The following is a 1550-nucleotide window of genomic DNA, read 5'->3' on the forward strand; positions in this document are numbered from 1 at the left end:
CAGCAGTCCGAAGCCGCAACAACGGAATACATCCGCTCCGTGGCCAAGGCGTCCCCCTCCCAGGAAATCGCCAAGGCCAAGGAACTCCTCGACGCCGGCACCCTGACCCAGAGCGAATTCGACGCCATCAAGGCCAAGGCGCTGAGCCAGGCCTGACCGTCCCGCTGCGTCCTGTATGTGCATTTCCCGCCCTCGGACCACCGGTCAGTTCGGCCGCCGGTAGCTGGCCAGGCCATGTTCGTAGGCGAAGATGACGGCGTGCACACGGTCGCGCAGCCCGAGTTTCATGAGGATGCGGCCCACATGGGTTTTGACTGTTGATTCCGCCACGGTCAGGCGTTCCCCGATCTCGGTGTTTGTGAGTTCCAGCGCAATGGCCGAGAGTATTTCCCGTTCCCTCTGTGTCAGTGATGCCACCGCTTCATCGCCCGCGGCCGGGGGACCGGAGGGAAGCCTTTGGCTGAAGAGGTCCAGCATCCGGCGGCTGACCCGGGAGGAAATGGCGGCGTCTCCTCCGGCGACGGCCCGAAGGGAAGCGAGCAACTCAGCTGGCCCCACATCCTTGAGCAGAAAACCACTGGCACCGGCCCGGAGGGCCGCGAAGGCATACTCGTCGAGATCGAACGTCGTGAGGACAATGACCCGTGAGTGCGGGCACTCCTCGACAATGCGCCGGGTCGCGGCAATCCCGTCGGTGCCGGGCATTCGCACATCCATCAGCACGACGTCCGGTGCCAGAGTTCGACACATGTCGACGCCACTGCTGCCGTCAGCGGCTTCACCGGCGACTTCCACGCCGTCCTGGGCTTCCAGGACCATGCGGAAGCCCGCCCGGACGAGTGTTTGGTCATCGACAAGCAGCACCCGGATCGGGCGCGTGGACGGGGCAGCTACGGCTTCCAAATGGCTCCTTCCGGCAGCGGGAACCGTGCGGTCACGGACCATCCACCGTTGGTCAGGGGTCCCGCGCGCAATGTACCGCCGTAGAGTGCGACGCGCTGGCGCATTCCCGCCACGCCGTGCCCAGCACGGTCGGCAGGGGCGTCCACGGGCTGGCCGTCGTCGGTCACCGAGACCATGATCTCCTGGCCGGTGAACTGCGAGCGAACCGTGACAGCTGTTGCGGCGCGCGCGTATTTGAGCGCGTTGGTGAGCCCTTCCTGGATGACCCGATATACAGCCAGCTGGATCCCGGGGTCAGCGGGAGCGACTCCGGCTGACTGCAGAACCACGGGAAGCCCCGCAGAGCGGAAAAGCTCCACCAGTGCGGGAACATCGCCCACCCCCGGCGATGGTGCTGCCGCGCCGGCCAATTCGCCGGTGTTGTCCTCGTTCAAGACTCCGAGCATCCGGCGCATGTCCGTCACCGCAACGCGGCCTGTCTCGGCGACCTGGCGCATGGCTTGGACGGCGCGGGCAGGGTCGGTCGGGGCGATTTCCGCCGAACTATGGGCCAAGGAAATCATCACCGCCAATCCATGAGCGACGATGTCGTGCATCTCCCGGGCGATCGCGTTGCGCTCGGCGGCGGCCGCAATGCTGGCCAGATA

3 protein-coding genes are annotated in these 1550 nt (G+C 66.0%); 1 reads left to right on the forward strand and 2 read right to left on the reverse strand.

Annotated elements, in window-relative coordinates:
- Positions 1–39 precede the first annotated feature (39 nt).
- Positions 40–156: an SHOCT domain-containing protein gene (locus tag LQV45_RS31415; RefSeq protein ID WP_230011291.1), complete on the forward strand. Its 117-nt coding sequence runs from the start codon at positions 40–42 to the stop codon at positions 154–156.
- A 48-nt stretch (positions 157–204) separates the two neighbouring features.
- Here the strand turns inward: LQV45_RS31415 and LQV45_RS31420 are convergent, their stop codons facing one another.
- Both LQV45_RS31420 and LQV45_RS31425 read right to left on the reverse strand, forming a co-directional pair.
- A complete protein-coding gene (locus LQV45_RS31420) occupies positions 205–819 on the reverse strand; it encodes a response regulator transcription factor (protein WP_230011294.1) in 615 nt (204 codons plus the stop codon).
- Between the two features lie 71 nt (positions 820–890).
- On the reverse strand, positions 891–1550 hold a 660-nt coding region (locus LQV45_RS31425), incomplete at its 5' end, for a sensor histidine kinase (protein WP_230011288.1).

Source organism: Microbacterium sp. Bi128, assembly GCF_918698205.1.